Here is a 21271-nt window from a genome sequence, read left to right as displayed (position 1 = left end):
GCAGGCAAACTGGACTTCTCCGCCTTCAACTCGCATGCCCGCTGAAGGCCGTTACCCACTCCGTTTTCAAAAGAGCCTAAAAAATTTTCTGGAATTTTCAAGGGGTGTATCTCGCATGAGTCAACGGTTCAATTGCACTTGAAAATCGATTTTTCGACCATACAGTCCGGCCAGCTAGGTCGTAGGAGATACGTCGTGGAATTCGATACCGATTGGATCACTCTCGGAAAGCATCGCATCAAATTGCGCTCAACGAAGGGCTTCCCTGGCGAAATCATGCACCGGGTAGCCGAGGTCACGCGTCTGGCGGTCGATCACAATATGAGCGCGCGGGCGCGCATCGTCGAAATCGTGTTTCGGCAGGAGAAGGCTTACGACATCACGATCGGCACCACAATGGCCGATGACCGGGTGTGCGCGCCGCAGCTCCAAGCGGCGATCGCGACCGTGATGGGCCTCCTGCCGGAGCAGGTCAACATTTTCGTAGAGGCGGTCACGCAAGAGGAAGTGGACCTTCACTTCGGTGTCTACGAACGGATGCTCGCCGAGAAGCTTGGCACCGTGCCACCGTTGCAGTGAGTTTCAGTGCGTTTCAGTGAGTCTCAGTAAGTTGCACTTGGGCGGCTTAGAGCACGACGGTGCCTCGTTCAGGCACTCATCGTCTAGCTCAATGATCGAACATTCAAGTTCGGGATAGCGAGCCGGGGATTTAAGCGCGTCTTTGCCAACTCACTGGGGACCGCCGGTAGAACGGACGTCCAGAGAGTAGTGGTGCCGCTCAAACGCAGGGACGGCTCCAAGCAACGTCGTGCGGTGACCGCCTGTAACGTAGTGCATAGATCGGTGCGCTGACGGCCGTGGACCGCATCCTTGACGGCGTAAGCCAACCCAGCTTTCGAGAGGGCTTGGCGCGCTGATGTACGTCCGCTCCCTAACGGGCGCTGCTATCCATGTCCAATTGCGATCGCACCGGTTTTGTAGAAGGAACGCGAACCCTTCTGGCGTGGCCGGCGTGACACAGGCCTTGCTAATCGCGACCGGCAGTTGCAATGCGTCCGTCGCTGCGTTTGCGTCATTGAGGGGGCGGTGGCGGTGGCGGGCATTCCGTCCGGAACCAGTAGTCGACGAGGCGCTGTGCGTACTGTAGATCGTCCGGGTAGTACGGATCGTCCCAGAAGGGCGATGGGTCGTATCCTGCCTTTCTTAGGGCGCCCAATTCCACCTGGTGTTGAGCCATCGTGGGGTTCGTGTTTGTCTTCAGTGCGGCCAGGTCGCGGCACTCGACGTCGGTCAGATGCCTTCCCGGCGGAAGGACTCCGGCTCCCGGCGGCGGCATCTGGCCGATGACGCATCCCGTGAGCAAGCATCCCAGAGGGAGGAGGCGCGTCAGCGTTTTCAGGGTTCCGTTCACGATGGTTACTCGCACTCAGTCGACGCCGCCCAGACGCACGTCACCTCGGAATCCGCGTCGCCGTTGTCTTTCTTGACCACTCGGTCGATGCCCGATGTCTGAGCTTTTACGTTGGGTTTGTTGGTCGGCCATTCTCAGCTCCTCTTCGTTGTTCCAGTCGCATACAGCAAAGCATATTCCGGGCGCGATCACGAACTCACCTCCGCATTACTGGGTTCTTCACAGATGCGCGCAGCGTTGAAGTGTGCGTCCGCGAAGTCCGGCGCGTGCTCGAATGCAAATCGCCATACGTATCTGACTCGATCGCCTCGCAACAACATAACCGCGGCCGATAGCTTCCCGTAAGCCCCATCGACCACGACGAGCGCGATGCGTCGCGTTCCCGTATCGTGTCGGATTGTTCTCTGTCCGCTTACTTACGGAATCACGACGTGTCCGCCGATACCGCTTCCCCGACGCCCCGCGACCCCGACGCGCCCATGACCTCGCTCGAGCGCCGCGGCATGGCCGCGCTTCTGCTCGCCGTCGCGATGGCGACGCTCGATACCGCCATCGCCAATACCGCGTTGCCGGCCATCGCCGCCGATCTTCACGCGACGCCCGCCGCGTCGGTCTGGATCATCAACGCGTATCAGCTCGCCATGGTCGCCACGCTGCTGCCATTCGCCGCGCTGGGCGGAATCGTCGGGCATCGGCGCGTTTATCTCGGTGGATTGATCGTATTCACGATCGCATCCGCGGTATGCACGTTTTCCTGGTCGCTGCCGACGCTCGTCGCCGCGCGCCTGCTTCAGGGGCTTGGCGCCAGTGCGATCATGAGCGTCAACACGGCGATCATCAGCGCGATCTTTCCGCTGCATCGGCTGGGACGCGGTGTCGGACTAAACGCGCTGATCGTCGGCATTGCGTTCGCCGTCGGGCCGACAGTCGCGTCGATCGTGCTGTCGCTCGGCACGTGGCCCTGGCTCTTTGCCGTGAACCTGCCGGTCGGTGTGCTGGCACTCGCGATCGCCTGGTCCGCGCTTCCGCAGACGAAGCGTAGCGCGCATGGCTTCGACCGCATCGCCGCGGCGCTGAACGTCGTCACGTTCGCGGCGCTGATCTTCGCGTTGGGCGAAGCGGCGCAGCGCGCGCCGTCGCGAATCGTGCTGGCATCGCTCGGCGTGGCGCTCGTCGCGGGCGCATTGATGCTGCGTCGTGAGCGCGGACATCCCGCGCCGATGCTGCCCGTCGATCTCTTTCGACGCCCCATGTTCGCGCTATCGACGATGACCGCCGTCTGCTCGTTCGCCGCGCAAGGTCTCGCGTTCGTATCGCTGCCGTTTTATTTCGAGGGCGTGCTCGGCCGGACGCAGGTTGAAACGGGCTTTCTGATGACGCCGTGGTCGGTGCTCGTCGCGTTGATGGCGCCGATCGCCGGCCGCTTGTCGGATCGTTATCCGCCCGGTCTGCTCGGGGGGATCGGGCTGGCGATTCTGTGCGCGGGAATGGTGTCGCTCGCGGCGCTGCCAGCCGATCCGCATGCGCTCGACATCTGCATTCGCATGGCGGTTTGCGGAGCGGGTTTCGGCTTCTTTCAATCCCCGAACCTGAAGGCTTTCATGGCGAGCGCGCCACGCGAACGCAGCGGCGGCGCGAGCGGCGTTGTCGCGACCGCGCGGCTGATTGGTCAGGCGCTGGGCGCGGCGCTCGTGGCGTTGTGCTTCGGAATTGCGGGCAAGCACGGGCCGGGACTGGCGCTGTCACTCGGCGCCGGATTCGCGGGGGCGGCGAGCATCGCGAGCGGATTGCGGCTCGTCACTCGCGATGGCGGTGAGACGTCGGTGGGGATGGCGCGGGAGTGAGCCGGGTCGGTTCGATTAGAACGGATCGGGTGTCACATCGACGTTGATCAAGGCCTCCAGTTGCGCGGTGTTCGGCTGCAGCGACACCTATCTGCGCGCGCAAGCCGACACACTGCGCCTGTAGAAAGAGTTCGGAATTGCATCGACTGCAAACGGACCCGAGTCGCTGAGGCAAAGCGCAACCAGCCCCGCGATGCACAGTGCATCAGTCGCATATCCGGTTGCCGGAAGCCCGAGACTTTTTCACCCCGGACAGTTGCTGTCTCTCGGTTCATCTCAAAGGACGTACCGCCATCACTCATTGCCCATTCTGGATCGACCGATCTAAAATGACCCGGCAGCAATCACGACACGGAGACGACCCGCATGATCGAGTTCTACTTTCACCCGACGCCCAATCCCGCGAAGATCGCGCTCTTTCTCGAGGAATCGGGACTGCCTTACGATCTGAAGCCCGTCGATACCAGCAAGGGTGAGCAGCATTCGCCCGCGTTCCGCGCCATTAATCCGAACGGCAAGGTGCCGGCTATCGTCGATACGGAAGGGCCGGGCGGACAACCGGCGGTCGTGTTCGATTCCACCGCCATCCTGCTGTATCTCGGGGAGAAGACCGGCCAGTTTCTCGGCGCGCCGGAAGACCGCCCGCAACTGCTCTCGTGGCTGATGTTCATCGCAAGCGGTCTCGGGCCATTCTCCGGACAGGCAGTGCACTTCCAGTACGCAGCCCCCGAAGGACTCGACTACGCGGTGAACCGCTATCGGCGCGAGGCCGAGCGCCATTACGAGGTGCTCAACGACAGGCTGAAGGGCCGCGAGTTCATCGTCGGCGACAGCTTTACGATCGCGGACATGTCCGCGTGGGGCTGGGTCGATCGCGCACCGCGCGTGTTCAAGAACAGCGATAGTCCGCTCGCATCGTATCCGGAGTTGCAGCGCTGGTTTGCCGGAATCGACGCGCGGCCTGCCGTTGAACGTGCGCGCGCCGTGAACAAGAAGCATGCGTTCAAGACCGTGAACGACGACGAGACGAAGCGCGCGCTGTTCCCGTCGAACTATCCGAAGTCTGCGTAAAGGGGGAGGGCGCATGGCACGTCCGCGTGAGTTCGACGAAGATGCCGTGCTGGAGGCGGCCACCGTCCAGTTCTGGTCGCGCGGCTACGAGGCGACGTCCGTGCGCGAGCTCGCTGCCGCGATGGGCCTCACGTCGGCGAGCCTTTACAACGCGTTCGGCGACAAGCGTGCGCTCTATGAGCGCGCGCTAGAGCGTTATGTCGAACGCGGCTTTCGCGAGCGCGTGCAGCGGCTGGAACATCAGGCGGCGCCGCGCGATGCCATCGTCATGTTCTTCGACGAGATCATTCGGCTCTCTGTGAATGACCCGCATCGCAAGGGCTGTCTGATCGTGAACTCGGCGATGGAGCTTGCGCCGCACGACAAGCAGTTTCAGCGCGCGCTGAATCGCATGTTGAAAGACATCGAAGGCTTCTTTGCGCGCTGCGTGACGGCGGGGCAGGAGGACGGCGCCATTTCTCTCGACATCGACGCCGCCGACATCGCCAAGTCGCTGCTCGCATCACTTATCGGCTTGCGCGTGCTGGCACGCGTCAACCCGAAACGCGAGTTGCTCGAAGGCGCGTTGCGGCCCGTGCTCGCGATGCTCGACGTCACGCCGGAAGCGACGCATGCGACCCGCGCGCGCCGCAAGAGTTGATCACCACCGCAGCAGCTTCGGACCAAGCCACGCGCCGATGCCCGCAGGCAGGATCATGCCGATGGCGTACCACACGCTCCAGAACGCAGGGCTCATCTCCGGACAGTGCAGGCAATACGCGACTGTCGCGATGGCGCTCGCAAGCAGTCCCGCGACGGCGCCCGTGCGACGCGGCTGCGTCGGCGCGAGGCTTTTCATTGCCCAGAAGACGGCGGGAAAGGTCGGCGCCGAAAGCAGCACGATATTGAACGGACACGTGCGCCATGTATGCCCGAGCAGAGTCGGCAGACGTTCGGCGGGCGCGGCAAGTTCGAGAACGACCGCGCCGGCGAGCCATACCGCAACGAACGGCAAGCCGACAAGCAGCCACGCCTGACCGCCGCGCACGCCCGGATGGCCAAGGCGCGTAACGACGGTCAACGCGCCGATCGCAATCACGAGCGGATAAGCGAGTTTCGCCCAAAAGACCGGCGTACGGGCGACGATCGAGAGATCCGGCCGCACGCCGAACACGATGCTCATCAGGACGACGGAGCCGAGCGCGCCGAGCAGCAGCGCCTTCATGAAACGGCGCGCGACGGCGCCGCGATCGACGCGCGTCACCTGATTCGAGAGCAGACCGATGAGGTCGTCGGTTTTCATTTGAGCCCCCGGATACGCGCGGCCAGCGCCTTGAGACCGCGATGCACGCCTACTTTGACCGCCGATTCAGATAGCCCGGTGATGCGCGCGGTTTCGGTCACCGACAAGCCTTGCAGTTTCATATGCATGATGGGCAGGCGCTGCTTGTCGGGCAGGTCTTCGAGGAGTTTGCCGATGTCATGCCGCGCTTGCGCGGGCTCGTCGTCGGTGACGGCGAGAAACTCTGCATGATCGTCGAGCGGATCGTTCAGTGAATCGCGGCGTGCGCGCGAGCGAAAGAAGTCCATCAGTTTGTAGCGGGCGATCGCGTGAAGCCACGCGGTCAACGGCTCGTCCATGCGGTACGTGTGCCGCGCATTATGCACGGCGAGCAGAATCTCCTGAACGAGATCCTCGACGTCGTCGCGATGCTGCGGAATGCGCCTGCGCAGATAGCCACGCAGGTGTCGCGCGAGCGCCTCGAGAAAACCGCGATACGCATGCTGGTCGCCGTCGAGTCCCGCGACGAAGAGCGCCCTCAGGCGGTTTTCCGCTTCTTGCAAGATGGTTCCTGTATTGGCGAGACGGCCGGACGGCGACGCTCGATCAATGCCGGCCACGCGCGGGCGCAGTCCCGGCATGCCGCATTCTGGATCGATCGTTCCAGAGTAGCCGAAGCCGTGATGCCCGGCAACGAATGCCGTGCGGATTCGCATGACGCATCTCCCCTACGTGTCGCTTTCTATTTCGTTCGCGCGCTGAGAATGGTTACACGCGATTTAATTTATTCGTGGTCGTGCGCTCCGCTGTAACCAATCAATGGTCGTCGACGAATTCACTCGTATCCGACGCATCGACACGGTGAACGACATGGCAACGACACTCACACCCGCAGGCGAAGCGCCGCAACCTGCATCGCCGATTCATCCGGTCTGGTTGCGCGTCACGCACTGGATCAACGCGTTTGCCGCGCTGATCATGATGTTCTCGGGCTGGCGCATCTATGATGCCTCGCCTGTGTTTCCGGGCTTCGTCATTCCGACGTCGGTCACGCTCGGAGGCTGGCTCGGCGGCGCGCTGCAATGGCATTTTGCGGCGATGTGGCTGCTCGTCTTCAACGGCATCGTCTATCTCGTGTTGAACGTGGTGAGCGGGCGCTTTTTCTCGAAGTTTTTTCCGCTTTCGCCTCGCGCCGTGCTGCGCGATCTCGTCGCCGCGTTCAAAGGAAAGCTGTCTCACGCTGACCTGCGCCAGTACAACGCGGTGCAGAAGCTGGCGTATCTCGTCGTCGTGGCCGATCTGATCGTGCTCGTGCTTTCGGGACTCGCCATCTGGAAATCAGTGCAGTTTCCGTTGCTGCGCGAGTTGATGGGCGGCTATGACCGCGCGCGCGTCGTGCATTTTCTCGCGATGGCGGTGATGGCGGCGTTCGTCGTCGTGCATATCGCAATGGTCGCGCTGGTGCCGCGTTCGCTTCTTACGATGCTGCACGGTGGATCGAAGGGGGAGGAGAAATGAAAGCCAAAGAAACGCGGATCATGAACCTTGATCGCGCTTCGCTACTCGCAGACGCGCGCCGCGAACTCGACATGCCTTCGAGGCGCCTTTTCGGCAAGCGCTTGCTGACGCTGGGCGGACTCTCGCTGTTGACGGGCTGCTCGATCACCGATGGAGACTCGGTCAACACGCTTCTGAATGCGGTCTCGCGCTTGAACGATCGTGCGCAGGCGTTGCTGTTCGACCCGACGCGCCTCGCGCCGACTTACACCGAAGCAGAACTCACGCGCCCGTTCCCTTTCAATGCGTATTACGGCGTGGATGAAGTGCCGCGCGTCGACGGCGGCGATTACCGCCTGAAGGTTAGCGGACTCGTGACCGGACAGCGCGTATGGACCCTGCCGCAGCTTTACGCGCTGCCGCATGCCGAGCAGATCACGCGGCACATTTGCGTCGAAGGCTGGAGCGCGATCGGGCGTTGGGGCGGCACGCCGTTCGTGGAGTTTTTGCGCCGTGTAGGCGCGGATACGACAGCGAAGTATGTCGGCTTTCGCTGCGCCGACGATTACTACGAGAGTATCGACATGCCGACCGCTCTGCATCCGCAGACGCTGCTCACGTTCGAGTACGACGGCGAGCGCTTGCCCGCGAAATACGGCTATCCGATGAAGCTGCGCATGCCGACCAAGCTCGGCTACAAGAACCCGAAGCATATCGTCGAGATATTCGTCACGAACACATACCCGGGCGGGTATTGGGTCGACCAAGGTTACAACTGGTTCGGCGGCTCTTGATTGCTGGACCGGTTTTCTGCTTTCCTGCGTTCCTGCTTTTCAACCAGAAGGAGATGTGCCATGAAACGACTGATGACAGCATTGTTTGCAATCACCATGACGCTCGCGACATCCGCTGCGTTCGCGCAAGCGAGCGGCGCGATGTCCAACGATGCGATGTCTCATGACGCAATGAGCAAGGGCGCCATGTCTCATGACTCGATGAGCAAGGACTCGATGTCGCATGACACCATGAAGAAGAGCGGCAAGATGAAGAAGCACGATTCGACGGGCATGGACCACGCGGCTTCGGGTGCGATGTCCCAGTAATGAGGCGAAGGGCCGGGCGCGTGCGGCCGGCCCTTTCACTCGTGCTATCGGGGTAGAGCCGCGACATTGCACACTGAAACCAGTACTTCGGTCGCGCTTTACGCTACGCGAAACTGACCAACGGCGCTCGCGAGTTCGTTAGCCTGCGTTTGCAACGCCGAAGCGGCGGCCGCCGACTGTTCGACCAGCGCCGCGTTCTGCTGCACCATTTCATCGAGCTGCGCGACCGCACGGTTGATCTCCTGGATCCCGCGCGTCTGTTCGTCTGCCGCGTTGGTTATCTCGCTGATGATCGTGGTGACGCTCGATACACGGCCGACGATTTCGGTCATCGTCTCGCCTGCTTGCTAAACCAGTGACGCACCGGTCGATACGCTGGTCACGCTCGAATCGATCAGTTCCTTGATCTCCTTCGCTGCCTGCGCGCTCCGTTGAGCGAGCGTTCGCACTTCGCCTGCCACGACAGCGAAGCCGCGGCCTTCTTCGCCCGCGCGTGCTGCTTCGACAGCCGCGTTCAGCGCAAGGATATTCGTCTGGAAGGCGATCCCTTCGATAACGCCAATGATGTCGCTGATCTTCCCGGATGCGCCTTCGATCTGCTGCATCGTCGAGACGACGTCCGAAACGACCGAGCCGCCCCGCGATGCTGCGCTCGCTGCGGTGGTCGCGGTCTGATCGGCCTGCCGGGCTGCGCTGGCCGATTGCGATACCGTGGACGTGATCTCTTCCATCGATGCAGCCGTCTCCTCCAGGCTTGCTGCCGCGGATTCGGTGCGACGCGACAGATCATGGTTGCCGGACGCGATCTCATTGGCGGCATGACGCACGGATTCACTCGTGTCGCGGATCTGCACCATCACGCTGTTGATCTTGCCGACGAACGCGTTGAACGAGCGGGCGATCTGCGCGACCTCATCGTTGCCATTCGCAGGCAGGCGCTGCGTCAAGTCTCCGCTGCCCGAGCCGATGCCCTCCATTGCGTCGCGCACCTTGGCAAGACCTCGGAAGGCCACGCCCGTGACGGCGCCAATAACGGCGGCGGCGATTGCGGCCAGCACCGCAAGTGAGGCGATCGATGCAACCAGTAGCGATCGCATTCCCGCTGTCGCTTCCGACTTGTCGAGCGCAACGAGCGTCAGCCAATCTGTTCCCGGCACTGCGCGAGTACGTATCAGCTTCGTCGCACCGCCGACGGTGGCCTCGATGGCAGCCGGCTGTTGCTCGGAAGCCGAGTTGATGGCGTCCTTCGTCAGTTCGGCGGCGACGTCCGTCGCGGGTTTGAGCGTCAGCTTTGCATCGGACGCGGCAACGATATTGCCGCTGCGGTCGACGAGCATGCCGAAGCTGGCGGGTGTCGGGTGGATCGATTTCACGTTCGCAACGACGCTGTCCATCGCCACGTCGCCCGATACGACGCCCTTCACTGCGCCGTCGCGAACGATCGGCGCAGCGAAGGCGACCACGAGTTTGCCGGTGGTGACGTCGACGTAGGGCGGCGTAACCACCGGCTTTCCGGCCTCGACCGCCTGCTTGTACCACGGCCGTCCGGTCGGGTCGTAGTCGGGAGGAATGCCGTTGGAATCAGAAAACTTCGCCGTTTTGTCCGCGTAGCCGACATAAACGTTCGTGAAACCGCCTGCGGACGCGACCTGTTTGAGAAAGGGCACCGGGTCAGCACTCAGCGCGGCGTCTTCCACTGAGACGATCATCTGAGTTTTCGATGTGACCCATTCCTCGATACCCGCCTCGTGGCCGGTAAGAACCGCCGCGAGGCTGTTTTCGATGGATTCACTGTTGTAGCGATGAGCGACGCCGTAGTTGACGCCCGTATTGACCGCAAGTCCGGCAACGACGATGGCGACGGAAGCGGCAAGGACGCGACTGCGAATAGAAGAGAACATGTGAGCCGTATGAGCCGTGGAAGATCCGCAATGGCTCAGTTAACGACAAACACGGCGCGCTCTTGATGGCGTTTTGCGTACTCGGTTGCAACTGGTTGCACCGGCTCGACGCCGCGTAGTTCTGGCCGGAACGCTCGCCAGCGTGGTTGCGGGGGCATCCGGTCGCCGGCGCCCCGCAAGTCGTGCTTCTCGTTCTCTCGAAGATGACGCCCAGTCGCTGGGGATCGCTTCTGCCGATTCCCCACTGGGCGTCAGGCAGTCGCCCCGGTTACGCGTACTCCTCGGCCTGACGCGCTCGCGGCAGCATCCGGTCGAATTCACGCTTGACGATGCCGTAGCATTCGCACGAGCTCGCCTCCAGTGCGCCGCGGTCGAGCACCTTGATGCAGCCGCGGCTGTTATGGATGAGTCCCGCGTCGTGCAGCTTCCCGGCTGCCTCGGTGACGCCTTCACGGCGCACGCCCAGCATGTCAGCGATGATTTGCTGCGTCACTCGCATTTCGTTCGACCCGGTGCGGTCAGACTGGATCAGCAGCCAGCGGCAGAGTTGCTTGCTGAGCGTATGGTGACGATTGCAGGCAGCGGTCTGGGCGATCTGCGTCAACAGCGCCTGCATATACAGCAGCGTGATGCGGCGCAGGAGGTCCGAACGGCTGAAGTGATTGCGCAGGGCGCTTGCGCTCATGCGATACGCGGACCCCGCGCCCTGGACCTGAACGCGCGTCGGCATCGTATCGCCGCCCGTCAGTATCGGTACGCCCGTCATTCCCTCGCGGCCTACTGCGGCAACCTCGACGCAACCACCATCTTCCATGGTGTGGAGCAGGGTGATGACAGCCGTAGTGGGGAAGTAGACGTGATGAATGCGCTTGCCGGAATCACAAAGCAGCTGTCCCGCTCGTAATTGAACAAGCTCCAGATCGCACGCGATGGCCTGCCATTCATGCGTAGGAAGCGCGCCTAATAGGTGATTTCCGTGAAGGTCCGACTGAAGGGTCAACATACTCTCTCGTTGGTCTATGCGTTTTTGCTTTTTGCTTCTCCGGCTCGCACTTCATCCGCGATTGCGCTGAAGTGTCGACCCGGCCCCCGCACCCTGGCGCTGTCCGCTTGCAGACAGTGCTGGTTATTTGTTGTGTGCTTGGTCATACATAAGCGAGAGTCGTGCCAAAGTTCATACGAGCGGACGAATAAAATTGCAAATCGTCGGGTTTGATTCATTTATGAAACCCTCAACGGACGGATTCTATGGCCGAGTAAACTTTTCCCATGCCATGCGCAAAATGTTTAACGTTTGCGCTGTCCGTCTGATCGATCACTTCTTCCGAACTCGGAAGCTTTCCCTGGCCAGCGCGGCCAGGTTGAAAAACGTTGCAGGCAGGAATCAAAACGAGGCGTTCGGAACGACGCGTGAAAGCGGCAGTCAGCCGGCCAAGCGATTTATGATGCGCAAAATCACACGAGGCTAGAGAAACTTGCACGTCGGCGGAAATCTTGCGCGTGTTCGATCGTCGCTGGCGTCGGCTCGAGCACGCCTGTGCCGACCGCCAACGGCTTGACGACCGTCCAGATGAGCAAGACGGCGAGCTTCGGCCCCACGTGGGATTTCAACGCGGGTGGCACATGGGTCATGCTGCCGAATGCGACGCATCCGATATTGAGGTGGCAGGTCGCGCAGTAGGTCGCGTTACTGACGTTGAACCGTGACGCTGACACTCGCCACACAAATTCATTGGTAGGCGATGAGTCAGCGGCTTCGTATATATACAAACGCGCATAGACCGCTAAGCGGTCCACACGTCGCTTGTACGCGGAGGCGGGCGGCATGACCGCTACTCAGCGTGCGGCGCCGTCCGCGGACTCATTGACGGCAAGCTGCCGGGCAGTCGTGTGGGTGAGAAAGCGATCCGCGAGATCGCTTCCTCGTGCGCAGCATGCACTGACGAACCTGCCGTCCGGCGCTTCGCGGCACGAAGATCGTGCAGGTTCAGATACGCCCGGAGTGGTAAAGGACGTGTCGTCGTACCCCGTCAGGCGCGGTTACGGTTGTAGACATCAAGAAACACCGCCGCCAACAAGACCATCCCCTTGATCACTTGCTGGTAATCGATGCCAATGCCCATGATCGACATACCGTTGTTCATCACACCCATGATGAAAGCGCCGATCACCGCGCCCACCACCTTGCCCACGCCCCCGGAGGCCGATGCTCCGCCGATGAAACAAGCTGCGATCACATCGAGCTCGAAGCCGAGGCCAGCCTTCGGCGTTGCCGTGTTCAAGCGTGCCGCGAAAATCAGGCCTGCCACCGCCGCCAATACCCCCATGTTCACGAAGGTCAGGAAAGACAGCCGCGCGGTATTCACGCCCGACAGACGCGTCGCCTTCTCGTTGCCGCCCAGCGCATAGATTCGGCGGCCGATCGTCGTGCGATTGGTCACGAACTGGTAAATCAGGATCAGTACGGCCATCAGGATCAACACGTCGGGCAAGCCCTTGTACGTGGAGAGTAGCCAGCACAAGTACGTGACGGCCCCCGCGAACAACACGTTTTTCATGGCGAAGAACGCGACCGGTTCGACGTCCATGTCATGTGCCTGTGCCTTGCGGCGTTTGCGCACCTCCGCCGCGACCAGCCCCAGCGCCAGGATGATGCCCACGATCAGGGACAGCACCCGGAAGTCCGTGCCGCCGAACGGATCGGGCAGAAAGCCAGTACTGATGCGCTGAAATGACAGTGGGAATGGCCCGACCGATTGGCCTTGCAACAACGCCAATGCGAGCCCCTTGAAAATCAGCATCCCTGCCAGCGTCACGATAAACGACGGAATGCGCGCGTAAGCAACGAACCAGCCTTGCGCAGCACCAATCAACGCCCCCACCAGAAGCGTCGCGATGATCGTCGGTACCACGGGCCATGAGTACTGCACGATCAGAACCGCAGCCAGCCCGCCGATAAAGCCGCTGACCGATCCGACAGACAGATCGATATAGCCGGCCACGATCACGAGCAGCATGCCCAGCGCCATCACGACGATGTAGCTGTTCTGCAAAACCAGATTGGTGATGTTCAACGGCTGCATCAGCACGCCGTCAGTCTGGTACTGGAAGAACCCCATGATGACGACCAGAGACAGCAGCAGGCCGTAGTCGCGCAGATTGTTCTTGAGAAAGCCGAGTTTCATGAAATGGCCTTGATTCGATGTAGATAGATCACGCATGACCGGCGTTCACGATTGCGCGCATGATGCGCTCCTGGCTCGCTTCGTTTCGATCGAGCTCGACCACGAGCCGACCCTCGTTCATCACATAGATGCGATCGCACATGCCGAGCAGCTCCGGCATTTCGGAGGAAATCATCAGAATGCCTTCGCCTTTGCGCGCCAGCTCGTCGATGATCGTGTAGATCTCGTATTTGGCCCCGACATCGATGCCTCGCGTGGGTTCATCGAGAATCAGGAGACGCGGCTTCGTAAACAGCCACTTGCTCAGCACGACCTTCTGCTGATTGCCGCCCGAAAGATTGACCACCGGTTGCTGAATGCCGGAACTGCGGATGCGCAACGATTCACGATACCGCTGCGCAACCCTTGCCTCGGCGTGTTCGTCGATCACACCGTGACTGGACACTTCGGCGAGGTTTGCGAGCGACACGTTCTTGCGGATTTCCTGCTCGAGGATCAGGCCGTACCCCTTGCGATCCTCTGTCACATAGGCAATGCCATGCTTGATGGCCTTGCCTATGGTCGATACATCCACTGTCTGGCCGTCGATCAGCACCTGCCCGCTGATCCGTCTGCCATATGAGCGCCCGAAGATACTCATGGCAAGTTCGGTGCGACCCGATCCCATGAGCCCCGCGATGCCGACCACTTCGCCCTTGCGTACGTTGAGGTCAATGCCCTTGATGACCTCGCGCTCGGAATACTGTTCGTGGAACACGTGCCAGTCGCGTACTTCGAAGATCACGTCGCCGATCTGCGGCTCGCGCTGCGGATAACGGTGTGCCATGTCACGGCCGACCATGCCGCGAATAATGCGATCCTCGCTGATCTCGTTTGCGGCGCAATCCAGCGTCTCGATCGTGCTTCCGTCGCGGATGACGGTAATCTGGTCTGCAACCTGTGTAATCTCGTTGAGCTTGTGCGAAATGAGGATGCAGGAAATACCCTGTGCCTGGAGTTCCAGCAGCAGTTTTAGCAGCGCGGCGCTATCGGTCTCGTTCAGACTCGCAGTGGGTTCGTCGAGGATCAGCAGCTTCACGCGCTTTGATAGCGCCTTGGCAATTTCCACCAGCTGCTGCTTGCCGACGCCGAGCTTTCCGACAGTCGCATCGGGCGATTCATTCAGACCGACGCGCCGCAGCAACTCTCGCGTGCGCTTGTGCGCCGCATGCCAGTCGATTACGCCGCGTTGCGCCAGTTCATTGCCAAGAAAAATGTTCTCGGTGATCGAGAGCATCGGCACGAGTGCCAATTCCTGATGAATGATGATGATGCCGCGCTCTTCGCTTTCGCGGATGTCCGCGAAGCGTTGCTCCATTCCTTCGAAGTAGATTTCCCCTTCGTAGGACCCGTGCGGATACACACCGCTCAGCACCTTCATGAGAGTGGACTTGCCTGCGCCATTCTCACCGACGACCGCATGGATTTCTCCAGCCTTGACCGTCAGATTGACGTTATCGAGTGCTTTGACACCCGGAAACGTCTTCGTGATGCTTCGCATGGACAGGATGATCTCGTCCGCCACGCCGTCTCCTGATTTTTTGATGTTGTGCAGGGTCCGCTCGCCGGAGCACGCATGACGTCTCCGGCGACAGACTCGATCTCGATGTGCCTTACTTGACCTGCGCTTCCGTGTAGTAGCCGCTGTCAACCAGGATCGGCTTCCAGTTGGAGCCATCCACCAGTACCGGGTTGAGCAGATACGACGGGACCACCTTCACGCCGTTGTTGTAGGTTTTGGTGTCATTCACTTCTGGCTGCTTGCCTTGTGCCATTGCGTCGATCATCGCAACCGTCACCTTGGCGAGCTGGCGCGTGTCCTTGAACACGGTCGAGTACTGCTCGTTGTGCAGAATGGACTTGACCGAAGGAATCTCGGCGTCCTGCCCGCTGACGATCGGGCACGGCTGCTGAGCCGTGCAATAACCCACACCCTTTACCGACGAAAGAATGCCAATGCTCAAGCCGTCATACGGGCTCAGCACGGCGTCGAGCTTGGCATTGCCGTAGTAGGCCGACAGCAGATTATCCATACGGGCCTGTGCGACGGCGCCATCCCAGCGCAGCGTACCGACCTTGTTCATTCCAAACTGCTTGCTGCGCACCACCAGCTTGCCGCTCTTGATGTACGGATCCAGCACGCTCATCGCGCCGTTATAGAAGAAGAAGGCGTTGTTGTCGTCGGGCGAACCACCGAAGAGTTCGATGTTGAACGGGCCTTTACCCTGTTTCAGACCTAGCTTGTCAACAATGGACTGCGCCTGCAGCACGCCGACCTTGTAGTTATCGAACGTCGCGTAGTAGTCGACATCGGGGGTGCCCTTGATCAGGCGATCGTATGCAATGACCTTGATGCCGGCATCGTGCGCCTTTTTGAGCACATCGGTCAGCGTGGTCCCATCGATTGCAGCGATCACCAGCACTTTCGGCTTCTTGGTGACCATGTTCTCGATTTGCGCGAGCTGATTGGGGATGTCATCGTCGCCATACTGGAGATCGGTGGTGTAACCGTTCGCCTGCAGGTACTTGACCATGTTATTGCCATCGGCAATCCAGCGCGCGGACGACTTGGTCGGCATGGACACAGCAACGAGCCCCTTGCTGTCGGCATGGGCGAGACCGATCATTGGCAACGCCATGACCGCAATCAGGGTTTTCAAGAACAGACGTTTCATCGGTATGTCTCCTTCGGTGTTTGAATGAGTGCCGCTCTGGCCGCGGCCCAGGCGATCGTATTGTTGAAGCACCGCGGTTTTAATTCTGACTTGCCGGTGTCGGGCCCGTCTATCCGGGGTCTCGATGATGAAGCGAACCCGGCCTCCTCAAGCCCTAGTTCGCGCGCACCCGTATTCGGTGCAAACTCATCGTGCAGGGAAGACCCGGGCGACATCAAGAAGACGCATTCGCCGCGGCCCGGAAGACCCTGTCGGCTTGCGCCCGGTCACTGTTCACATATTGGGCGGCACTTCACGCCGGTCGGGGTTTGTTGGGATAGCCCTTTTGACGCCGCTGACCCTGCGCCGATTGATGCAATTCGTGTCTCCCGCTCCGGTCTCGTTCGTTTTGATTTTTGGCCCTCAGGTGGGTTGGAAGCAAGCTTACGTGCAGCGTTAGCATGCGTCCAATATAAAAAAACCTCGCATCGATATCATTTTTGGTATCGCCCATTGGGTCTTTTTCACCGCTGCGCTGAAATCGGCTAGCCAATTGCGGGCTAGACGGTGGGATTGCGTTTGGCCGGATGCAATAGGTATCCGCGCCGGGGAAGGGGTGAGCCGGCGGCTTGGCGTCCCACCAACGAATGTCCGGTCCCAACCTTTGTAGCCGCCGCATGAAAGACGCGCTGACGTACGGCATGAACGTCCCTTGCTGGCCGTGTGCCGCTCCAAGGGTCCGCTAGGCATGCGCGTCGGATATCACGCCCCCTCAACAGTTTGACGCAGGCGGGTAGCGGTGCGATGGCTAGACAAGCCCATGAGGTCGTTCATCTCCTCGTTGGTCTTGCCTGCGACGATGCGCCGACGACTGTAAGTGTTCCTGAGCAAGCGCGGGCTCTCGTCGGTCGCATCGAAGCCGGTCCGTCTAAGAGCAGCACGCGCGAATTTCAACATCGTGTCCGTCTGCATCGGTTTTTTTGCTGCGGTTGCGATGAACAGCCATTGCGTCATCCACTGGTTGCTTCGGCGCGCGTCGTGGTAGTCGCGTGGAACGTCGACCGCCGAAGCGTCAATGGGCACTTCGTCGCGCGATGCGAGGCCCGTGCTTATCGACAAAGACAGTCGGTCGGTCGTTGGCGACATCGAGATCATGGACCATCAGTTGCCCTGACTCGGCCGCTGTCACTCCAGAGGCGAGAAGAGCGCCTTGATGCGGGCGATTTGCCTCCTTACAGCCAGAACACTTTTTCCGTGTCGGGCTACGATCAGCTTGCGTCGGTTTTCGCGGTTGAAAGTATTCAGATGTCGCCACTCCAGCCGATAAACACTTGCCCCTTCGCCACAAGAGAAGGGGACAGCGCGATGTGTGGCATCGCTTCCGTTCGTACCGAGCAAAAAACGATGATGACTATAACTATCCGGGCGCGCATTGCCCTCACCATGACGTTCTTAGGCGTTTTACTCTGCCTGTGCGTAGGCTTGGGCCTGCTCGGAATGAACGCGATAAACGCCTCGGCGAAGGATGTAAGCCTCAACACCTTGCCGTCGGTCAATGCGCTGGGCCTTTCTGACGTTTATCTTGGACGTGCACGCCTTTCGCTGGACCGCTACGCGCTCGCTCCCGATTCGCCTGACGCCAGTACACTGCGCGCGCGCGCTGACAAGTTCCTTGCCGATTCCGACGACTGGTACAAGAAGTACGACGTCATCCCGCGCAGCCCCGACGAAGACGTCCTCGCAAAGGAGGTAGTTGCTGCGCGCGCAGATATGCGCAAGCAGGTCGAAGCATTCGGCTTGGCCATCGAGAAGCGGGAGCAGGCCGATATCGCCCGTCTGGCGATGAAGGACCTGCCGGCCGCCTACAATCGTGCGAGCGACGCCTTCAAGAAGCTCAAGGAGTTTCAATTGACGGACGCTGCCCGTCAGGACGCCGAGAACGATAGCCGCGTCGCGACCCTGCGGACGTGGGGCATTCTCGCTCTTGTTTTGGGCATTGCAGCCGCCGTCTCTGGCTGGTTCTTCCTCCGCCGCGCGATCATGACGCCGCTGGCCGAAGCACTCACACACTTCGAACACATTTCATCGGGCGATCTGACGCGCCACGTTGCGATCAAGACGCACGACGAGATGGGGCAGTTGCTCGCCGGCATTGCCACGATGAAGAGCAAGCTGGCGGACACAGTCGGCACCGTGCGCATCAGTAGCGAAGCAATCGGAAGCGCGAGCAAGCAAATCGCGGCCGGCAACACCGACCTGTCGTCTCGCACCGAACAGCAAGCTGCGTCGCTTCAGGAAACGGCTTCGAGCATGGAAGAGCTCACGTCGACGGTGAAGCACAATTCTGAGAACGCGAAGCAGGCAAGTGGTCTTGCCGACAATGCGAATGCCGTAGCCAACGAAGGAGCCGCGATCGTCGGACAGGTTGTCGAGACGATGGCTGGCATCGAGCAAAGCTCCGGGAAGATTGCCGAGATCATCGGCATGATCGAAGGCATCGCCTTCCAGACGAACATTTTGGCGCTCAACGCGGCGGTCGAAGCCGCGCGCGCGGGCGAGCAAGGCCGTGGCTTCGCGGTAGTCGCCAGTGAAGTCCGCAGCCTTGCACAGCGATCATCGGCCGCTGCAAAAGAGATCAAAGGCTTGATTGAAACCTCCGGCGACCGAGTGCAAGCGGGTACAGAACTCGTCGCGCGGGCAGGGGAGACCATGCAGCGCGTCGGCACAGCCATCCAGCGTGTCACGGACATCATGGGCGAGATTGCCTCCGCTTCGAATGAACAGAGCCGCGGCATCGAGCAAGTGAACCAGGCCATTTCGCAGATGGACGAGGTGACGCAGCAGAACGCGGCGCTCGTTGAGGAAGCGGCGGCCGCAGCCGGCTCGATGGAAGACCAGGCGAAGCAACTGTCCGCAGCCGTCGCCGTGTTCCGGACTGCCCAAACGCTTTCCGTCGCAGCGACGAACAACTACACGCCGCAGATTGCGCGCCCGTCGAGCCCCAAGAAGTCGCCGACGATGACGAGATCGGCAAAGCCAGCGATTGCAGCCTCGCAGCCCGTTCATGCGGGACCCGACGGCGATTGGTCGACATTTTAAGCCTGGAGCGTGTTTGTCATGCCGCCGAGAAAGCAGCCGCTTACACTGGGGGCGCCCACTGCCGAAGCTCTGCCTGGTAACGATGACGCTGAAGGCGAACGCCTGGTCCGTTGCGAGGTGGGTGACATGGTCAAGCAACTGCATGAGCTTCGGCGTCGGCTGGCTGGCATAGAGAGCCGCATCTCACAGCAGGCAATCGAGTCGGTCATCAAGGCTTGCGTCGAGCTGGATGGGTTCCTCCGATCGGACGGCGCCCAGGGAACAGAGTAGGGACCGCTCGTCCGTGCGACGCGCTGGCCGGTCGGTGCCTTCCACGGCACCCTGGCAGCAACGTCTGGTCAATCACCTCAACACCAGCCGCATGACGACGTGCAACGACAGCAAGCGATCACCGGCCGCGAAGTCTTCCGCTGCACCGGACAGCGGCTTGACGCGATCGTGCAATCGCTAAGAGGCGTTGTTACGACGAGCAGTGACTGCGTTGGGTCGTCGCACCATAACTCCGCTTGGCTGCACATGGTGTGATCGCGTGCGGCAGGGCTTGCGGGTTCGCGGTATTCAAACACAAGGAAAAAGGGAAGGGTTTCACCGATGGTTCATGCTGATAGGCGCTTGCTGGTAGTCGATGATATGGCCACCATGCGCAGTTTGATTCGGAAAATGCTCAGGGCGATCGGCTATCCGATCATCGAAGAAGCAGAGGATGGGGTAGCTGCGCTCGATAAGCTCAAAGCGCAGCATTTCGACCTGGTGATCACTGATTGGAACATGCCCAATATGGACGGGCTTTCCTTGCTGCACGAAATTCGCAAAACCGAGGATCTGGCGCACCTCCCGGTACTTATGGTCACGGCTGAAAAGAAGCGCGAAAACGTACTAGCAGCGATTCGCGCCGGTGCTAACGGCTACATCGTGAAGCCGTTCTCGGAGGCGGCATTGGCCGACAAGCTTGCCCAAGTGCTTCCACTTCCAATCAGTTCCGTCCCGACAGATCGTGGCACTTCTGTGTTCGGCGCTATCTTCAACGCGACGACGTAACTCGACGTTCACACTTTGTTTCAATTGTTGCAAATGCGTGAGAGCCCCGCGGATTAAGGGTTGCGCGCACTTGCCGTAGTGGCCGGGGTGCCGCACGCCCCGTCACATGGTAAAGATTTCAACGCTCGCACCGTTAAGGGACTCATGCAAGCGAGGAGCGAAACCATGAAGATCCAGTCAAAGAACAACACCGCCATGCCGGGACCAATCAATGTCCAGCGTGCAACGAACGAAAGGGGCTACGCCATGACTCCGCAGCATGCCGACGCGATTGCCGCGGACAGCTCGACGGTTAGGCTTTTGTCGACTTCCACGTTGCGCGCGTCGAGCGCGACCGATATCGATATCGATAAGGTTGCTTCCATTAAAGCCGCCCTGCGTGGTGGTACCTACAGCATCGATTCGGGCCGCGTGGCCGACGGGATGCTCGGCTGGGCGCGCGAACTACTGCAATGACCGAAGGCCGTCCCGCCTGCGTGAAGGAGTCGGGCGCAAGTGAGAGTTACAAGCGAAGCTCGCGCTGAGCCAAAGCAGATACATCGGCTCGTTCTGATCGGGTATCGGGCTTAGCGGCTCGACAGTCTCTTGTCGATGGAAACGATGGAGGGTGAACGTAAGCGAGACGCGGCCGCGCGGGCAGATTGAGAAATCGCCCGTGGACGTTTGCCACGCTCGCCAGTAGTTGATCGCTGCTCAACCTCCATGTTCTCCGCTCAGCGATCTAAGATAGGCCCGCAGGTCTTCCCGGCGCGATCCGGGGTTTGCTAGCTTGAACCAAGAGCGTTGGCTACCTCATTATCGGTTTTGGAATTCAGAATCGACAGTTCGCTAGGGGTAAGAGCGTTCGGGCTTCGAACCCGTCTCGACGACCGCTTCGATCACCTTCAGTCGATCCCATTCGCGCATGGTCAGACTCACTGTCGGGTTCGGTGACATCGCGGCGCTCCCGCTGAACGGTCAGCCGCCAGCTTGCCACCGGCTAAAACCCGACATCTGTAAATAGCCAGAACACGACATTAGGATATAGCCGCTACAGCGCATGTCATGGCCAGATAGAAATGTCGCACCTCGGGCTAAATACAGATGTCGTGTCTGTTCTCGGGTTTCACGCTCACGCAGCGTTGCAGCATGAGGCGTGAACGGGCAGGGCGCGGGTGCATGAACGTCA

19 protein-coding genes and 1 pseudogene are annotated in these 21271 nt (G+C 60.6%); 11 read left to right on the top strand and 9 right to left on the bottom strand.

Annotation, left to right across the window (positions count from 1 at the left end; genetic code table 11):
- The first annotated feature begins 195 nt into the window (after positions 1–195).
- The gene (locus AB6804_RS29130) at positions 196–579 is read left to right on the top strand and encodes a hypothetical protein (protein ID WP_370889404.1); all 384 of its coding nucleotides are present in this window, start codon (positions 196–198) and stop codon (positions 577–579) included.
- Positions 580–1072: 493 nt separating this feature from the next.
- Here the strand turns inward: AB6804_RS29130 and AB6804_RS29125 are convergent, their stop codons facing one another.
- Positions 1073–1336, bottom strand: coding sequence for a DUF4148 domain-containing protein (locus tag AB6804_RS29125; protein ID WP_152562520.1), 264 nt, complete (start codon positions 1334–1336; stop codon positions 1073–1075).
- 554 nt (positions 1337–1890) lie between these two features.
- Between AB6804_RS29125 and AB6804_RS29120 the strand changes: the two genes are divergently transcribed.
- From AB6804_RS29120 to AB6804_RS29110, 3 genes are all read left to right on the top strand, one after another.
- The gene (locus AB6804_RS29120; RefSeq protein WP_370889407.1) at positions 1891–3255 is read left to right on the top strand and encodes an MFS transporter; all 1365 of its coding nucleotides are present in this window, start codon (positions 1891–1893) and stop codon (positions 3253–3255) included.
- Positions 3256–3621: 366 nt separating this feature from the next.
- Positions 3622–4326, top strand: a complete 705-nt coding sequence (locus AB6804_RS29115) for a glutathione S-transferase family protein (protein WP_370889403.1) — start codon at positions 3622–3624, stop codon at positions 4324–4326.
- 13 nt (positions 4327–4339) lie between these two features.
- The gene (locus AB6804_RS29110) at positions 4340–4966 is read left to right on the top strand and encodes a TetR/AcrR family transcriptional regulator (protein WP_370889402.1); all 627 of its coding nucleotides are present in this window, start codon (positions 4340–4342) and stop codon (positions 4964–4966) included.
- On the opposite strand, the gene AB6804_RS29105 is transcribed toward AB6804_RS29110, so the two are convergent.
- The gene (locus AB6804_RS29105; RefSeq protein WP_370889401.1) at positions 4967–5608 is read right to left on the bottom strand and encodes a DUF1109 domain-containing protein; all 642 of its coding nucleotides are present in this window, start codon (positions 5606–5608) and stop codon (positions 4967–4969) included. It abuts the gene before it with no gap.
- Positions 5605–6150, bottom strand: a complete 546-nt coding sequence (locus AB6804_RS29100; protein WP_370889406.1) for a sigma-70 family RNA polymerase sigma factor — start codon at positions 6148–6150, stop codon at positions 5605–5607. The genes AB6804_RS29105 and AB6804_RS29100 overlap by 4 nt, the downstream gene beginning before the upstream one ends.
- Before the next feature lie 307 nt (positions 6151–6457).
- Here AB6804_RS29100 and AB6804_RS29095 point away from each other — a divergent pair, with 307 nt between their 5' ends.
- From AB6804_RS29095 to AB6804_RS29085, 3 genes are read left to right on the top strand one after another with little or no spacing between them, the layout of a single operon-like run.
- Positions 6458–7105: a cytochrome b/b6 domain-containing protein gene (locus AB6804_RS29095; RefSeq protein ID WP_370889400.1), complete on the top strand. Its 648-nt coding sequence runs from the start codon at positions 6458–6460 to the stop codon at positions 7103–7105.
- Entirely contained in the window at positions 7102–7878 is a 777-nt protein-coding gene (locus AB6804_RS29090) for a molybdopterin-dependent oxidoreductase (RefSeq protein WP_370889399.1), read from the top strand. Before AB6804_RS29095 ends, AB6804_RS29090 begins: the two co-directional genes overlap by 4 nt.
- Before the next feature lie 60 nt (positions 7879–7938).
- Positions 7939–8187, top strand: a complete 249-nt coding sequence (locus tag AB6804_RS29085) for a pentapeptide MXKDX repeat protein (RefSeq protein WP_035960354.1) — start codon at positions 7939–7941, stop codon at positions 8185–8187.
- Positions 8188–8285: 98 nt separating this feature from the next.
- On the opposite strand, the pseudogene AB6804_RS29080 reads toward AB6804_RS29085, so the two are convergent.
- Positions 8286–10088 (bottom strand): annotated as a pseudogene (locus tag AB6804_RS29080) (methyl-accepting chemotaxis protein).
- Between the two features lie 268 nt (positions 10089–10356).
- Entirely contained in the window at positions 10357–11091 is a 735-nt protein-coding gene (locus AB6804_RS29075) for a Crp/Fnr family transcriptional regulator (RefSeq protein WP_370889398.1), read from the bottom strand.
- Positions 11092–11625: 534 nt separating this feature from the next.
- Between AB6804_RS29075 and AB6804_RS29070 the strand changes: the two genes are divergently transcribed.
- On the top strand, positions 11626–11769 hold the full coding sequence (locus AB6804_RS29070; RefSeq protein WP_370889397.1) for a hypothetical protein: 144 nt from the start codon (positions 11626–11628) through the stop codon (positions 11767–11769).
- Between the two features lie 349 nt (positions 11770–12118).
- On the opposite strand, the gene mmsB is transcribed toward AB6804_RS29070, so the two are convergent.
- The 4 genes from mmsB to AB6804_RS29050 form a co-directional block, all read right to left on the bottom strand.
- Positions 12119–13273: a multiple monosaccharide ABC transporter permease gene (gene mmsB, locus AB6804_RS29065; RefSeq protein ID WP_370889396.1), complete on the bottom strand. Its 1155-nt coding sequence runs from the start codon at positions 13271–13273 to the stop codon at positions 12119–12121.
- A 28-nt stretch (positions 13274–13301) separates the two neighbouring features.
- Positions 13302–14813, bottom strand: coding sequence for a multiple monosaccharide ABC transporter ATP-binding protein (gene mmsA / locus AB6804_RS29060; protein ID WP_370889405.1), 1512 nt, complete (start codon positions 14811–14813; stop codon positions 13302–13304).
- 112 nt (positions 14814–14925) lie between these two features.
- Positions 14926–15987 (bottom strand): multiple monosaccharide ABC transporter substrate-binding protein, encoded by a 1062-nt coding sequence (gene chvE / locus AB6804_RS29055; RefSeq protein ID WP_035960359.1) that lies wholly within the window; start codon positions 15985–15987, stop codon positions 14926–14928.
- 741 nt (positions 15988–16728) lie between these two features.
- Complete coding sequence (locus tag AB6804_RS29050; RefSeq protein WP_370889395.1) at positions 16729–17121, bottom strand: hypothetical protein; 393 nt, start codon at positions 17119–17121, stop codon at positions 16729–16731.
- A gap of 99 nt (positions 17122–17220) precedes the next feature.
- Between AB6804_RS29050 and AB6804_RS29045 the strand changes: the two genes are divergently transcribed.
- The 3 genes from AB6804_RS29045 (at position 17221) to flgM (ending at position 20559) form a co-directional block, all read left to right on the top strand.
- Positions 17221–19065 (top strand): methyl-accepting chemotaxis protein, encoded by a 1845-nt coding sequence (locus tag AB6804_RS29045; protein ID WP_370889394.1) that lies wholly within the window; start codon positions 17221–17223, stop codon positions 19063–19065.
- 591 nt (positions 19066–19656) lie between these two features.
- Positions 19657–20103 (top strand): response regulator, encoded by a 447-nt coding sequence (locus AB6804_RS29040; protein ID WP_370889393.1) that lies wholly within the window; start codon positions 19657–19659, stop codon positions 20101–20103.
- A 165-nt stretch (positions 20104–20268) separates the two neighbouring features.
- The gene (gene flgM, locus AB6804_RS29035; RefSeq protein WP_370889392.1) at positions 20269–20559 is read left to right on the top strand and encodes a flagellar biosynthesis anti-sigma factor FlgM; all 291 of its coding nucleotides are present in this window, start codon (positions 20269–20271) and stop codon (positions 20557–20559) included.
- Positions 20560–21271 lie beyond the last annotated feature (712 nt).

Origin of the sequence: Caballeronia sp. RCC_10, assembly GCF_041360715.1 — a bacterium.
GTDB classification, from domain to species: domain Bacteria; phylum Pseudomonadota; class Gammaproteobacteria; order Burkholderiales; family Burkholderiaceae; genus Caballeronia; species Caballeronia grimmiae.
The sequence above is the reverse complement of the archived record's forward strand: the minus strand, read 5'-3'. Positions and strand labels throughout refer to the sequence as shown.